Annotated in this window: 3 protein-coding genes; all 3 read left to right on the top strand. The window is 25.3% G+C overall.

Features of this window, described 5'->3' with window-relative positions; translation table 11 throughout:
- The first annotated feature begins 147 nt into the window (after window positions 1–147).
- The 3 genes from purB to ACQRD5_RS16880 all read left to right on the top strand — a co-directional run bounded on the left by purB (window position 148) and on the right by ACQRD5_RS16880 (window position 3,060).
- The gene (purB, locus tag ACQRD5_RS16890; protein ID WP_291630912.1) at window positions 148–1,578 is read left to right on the top strand and encodes an adenylosuccinate lyase; all 1,431 of its coding nucleotides are present in this window, start codon (window positions 148–150) and stop codon (window positions 1,576–1,578) included.
- A gap of 109 nt (window positions 1,579–1,687) precedes the next feature.
- Window positions 1,688–1,855 carry a hypothetical protein gene (locus tag ACQRD5_RS16885; RefSeq protein ID WP_291630910.1) on the top strand — a complete coding sequence of 56 codons (168 nt, stop codon included), beginning with the start codon at window positions 1,688–1,690 and terminating at the stop codon, window positions 1,853–1,855.
- Between the two features lie 155 nt (window positions 1,856–2,010).
- The gene (locus ACQRD5_RS16880; RefSeq protein ID WP_427747094.1) at window positions 2,011–3,060 is read left to right on the top strand and encodes a hypothetical protein; all 1,050 of its coding nucleotides are present in this window, start codon (window positions 2,011–2,013) and stop codon (window positions 3,058–3,060) included.
- The last annotated feature ends 23 nt before the right edge of the window (window positions 3,061–3,083 follow it).

Raw genomic sequence — 3,083 nt, 5'->3', positions numbered from 1 at the left:
TATATAAAACATTACAATATAGTATATTGCAATAAGAGAAAAATATAACTTAAAAATTATTATAAAAAGCTGAAAATAAATTAGAATTATGATATAATACGAATGATGAAGTAAAAAGTGAAATATTTATTCGGAGGTTTTCAAAGGATGAGAGATTTATATAATTCACCATTAAATTCAAGATATGCATCAAAAGAAATGAGTTACATATTTTCTGATGATATGAAGTTTTCAACATGGAGAAAGCTTTGGGTAGCTTTAGCTGAAGGAGAAAAGGAATTAGGTTTAAATATAAGTGAGGACCAAATTAATGAGTTAAAAGCAAATATCTATAATATTAATTATGATGATGCTATTAAAAGAGAAAAAGAAGTTAGACATGACGTAATGAGCCATGTATATGCTTATGGATTACAATGTCCTGAAGCTAAGGGTATAATCCATCTTGGTGCTACAAGCTGCTATGTAGGTGATAATACTGATATTATAATTATGAGAGATGGACTATTATTAATAAAAAAGAAAATAGTAACAGTTCTAAATCATTTATCAAATTTTGCTATTAAATATAAAGATATGCCTACTTTAGGATTTACTCATTTTCAACCTGCACAATTAACTACTGTAGGTAAAAGAGCAACTCTTTGGATGCAAGATTTACTATTGGATATAGAAAATATAGACTTTTTATTATCTACATTAAAATTAAGAGGAGTTAAAGGAACTACAGGTACTCAAGCTAGTTTTATGACTTTATTTGATAATGATGAAGAAAAAGTAAAGGCTTTAGATAAAATTGTAGCTGAAAAAATGGGATTTGAAAGTAGCTATGGTGTAACAGGTCAAACTTATCCAAGAAAACTAGATTCAATAGTTTTAAATAGATTATCAGAAGTTGCACAAAGTGCATATAAATTTAGTAATGATTTAAGATTGCTTCAAAGCATGAAAGAAATTGAGGAACCATTCGAAAAAAATCAAATAGGATCATCTGCTATGGCATATAAGAGAAATCCTATGAGAAGTGAGAGAATGAGTTCACTAGCAAGATATGTTATTGTAAACTCTTTAAATCCTGCAATTACAGCAGCTACTCAATGGTTTGAAAGAACCTTAGATGATTCAGCAAATAAAAGAATTTCAGTGGCTGAAGCTTTCTTAGCTTTAGATGGAGTGCTTAATTTATATATAAATATAGCAGAAAATATGGTTGTATATGAAAAAGTAATAAAAGCACATGTAAATAATGAACTTCCATTTATGGCTACAGAAAATATTATGATGGAAACTGTAAAAAGAGGTGGAGATAGACAAGAGCTTCATGAAAAAATAAGAGTACATTCAATGGCTGCAGCACAAAGAGTAAAAGGTGAAGGATTAGATAACGATCTTATTGAAAGAATAATTAATGATGATAGCTTTAAATTAACTAGAGAAGAAATAATAGAAATTATTAATCCTAGTAAATTTATAGGAAGAGCACCTAGTCAGGTTGTAGAATTTATAGAAAACTATATAAAACCTATTATAGATAATAATAAAGAAGCATTAGATATAAAAAGTGAAATAAACGTTTAGTATATAAAATAAAACCATAGTTTTTTAATTATGGTTTTATTTTTATTTTTGAATAAAATAAAAATACTTGTAAAGAATTAATAGATAGTATGATATAAGGAGGCAGGTTATGGAGTTAAATAATAGCAATTATATTAGTAGATGTATTAGTTGTGATGGTACAGGTAGAGTAAAATGTGATTGTGGTGAAAACAATTATCCAAATAAGAAATGTTTAACCTGTAGTGGCAAAGGCGATTTTATGTGTCCTTTTTGTGAAGGTGAAGGAAAGTTATAATATCATATTATTAATAATTAGTTGCATAATGAGATAGGTTAATCCTATCTATTTTTTATTTTTTAGACAAGTTATAAAAATATCAATATCCTTTTTTATAGCAAAAAGAACATAAATTAATAATATAGTAGTGTAGTAATAATTAAGGAGTTTCTATGATTGGACATAATGAAAAGTTATCCAAGGAAGTAATAACAAGTAATCTTGGAAATATAATTAATGATATTGAAGAAGATATAATTTACTTAATAGGAAGAAAAACAGAGGAAGGAAAAAATACATTATATGAAGAAATGGAAATAGTCATTTCTGATGGATTAAATGGAAAATTAACATATATTGATTTAATAAATATTAAAGGATATAATCCTAAAATTATATTGAGGAAATTTACTGCTCTTAAAAAAAATGAAGTACTATTTATAGTAGAAGATGAGAAGCAAAATGAAAGTATAAGATATATAATATATAGATATTATAATGGAATAATAGAAACAATCTTTGATTCAAATGAATATTTAAGGAGAAATAGATATAAGGTTATTTACGATGATAATTATAAGGTTAAGTTAATTGATGGTATTAAAAATACAAGTTATATTATTGATATAGAGAATAACTATCTTAGATATATAAATGAAAAGTATAAATCAGATGGAAAACTTATAAAAAATTATCAGGGAAAAGTTCTTTATCCATATGAAGTTTTAGAGGTAAGGAATAATGATAGAGAATTATTTGATTTATTATTAAAGCAGAAAATAACAGGAGAAGATATAAATGATATTCTTGGTGAAATAATTAGTACACTAAGATTTGATGGAAATAAATTTAATGAATTAAATATAAAAGTTTCAATTGAAGATATTAAAAGTAAAGAAAAAGTTTTAAGGAATGAAGATTTTATAGATAAGAAATATGATTTTTCAAAGGTAGATTTTATCGAGGCAGAGATTAATGCTAATTTAAGCGTTGAAAGAGCAATAGAAAAGGAGTTTTCCTTAAATCCAAGTTTGGATAAATTAAATTATCTGTATAATAGAATAAAACTAAATAATTCAGAAAAGTACCAAATAATAGCATATTTAGAAGGACCTAAATTTTGCACTTCAAGAGGAGGAACAGTTATAATACTAGAAGAAAAGAATAATAATTATGTATTAACTTCTAAAATTAAAGGTAAGCGTCAAAAAATCGACGCGTAGCAATTAAAAATTTAAAGTGATAA

The sequence above is a fragment of the Clostridium sp. SGI.024 genome, assembly GCF_050315195.1.
Lineage (GTDB): Bacteria > Bacillota > Clostridia > Clostridiales > Clostridiaceae > Clostridium.
Note: the sequence above shows the minus strand (reverse complement) of the source record. Positions and strands in the feature narration are given on the sequence as shown.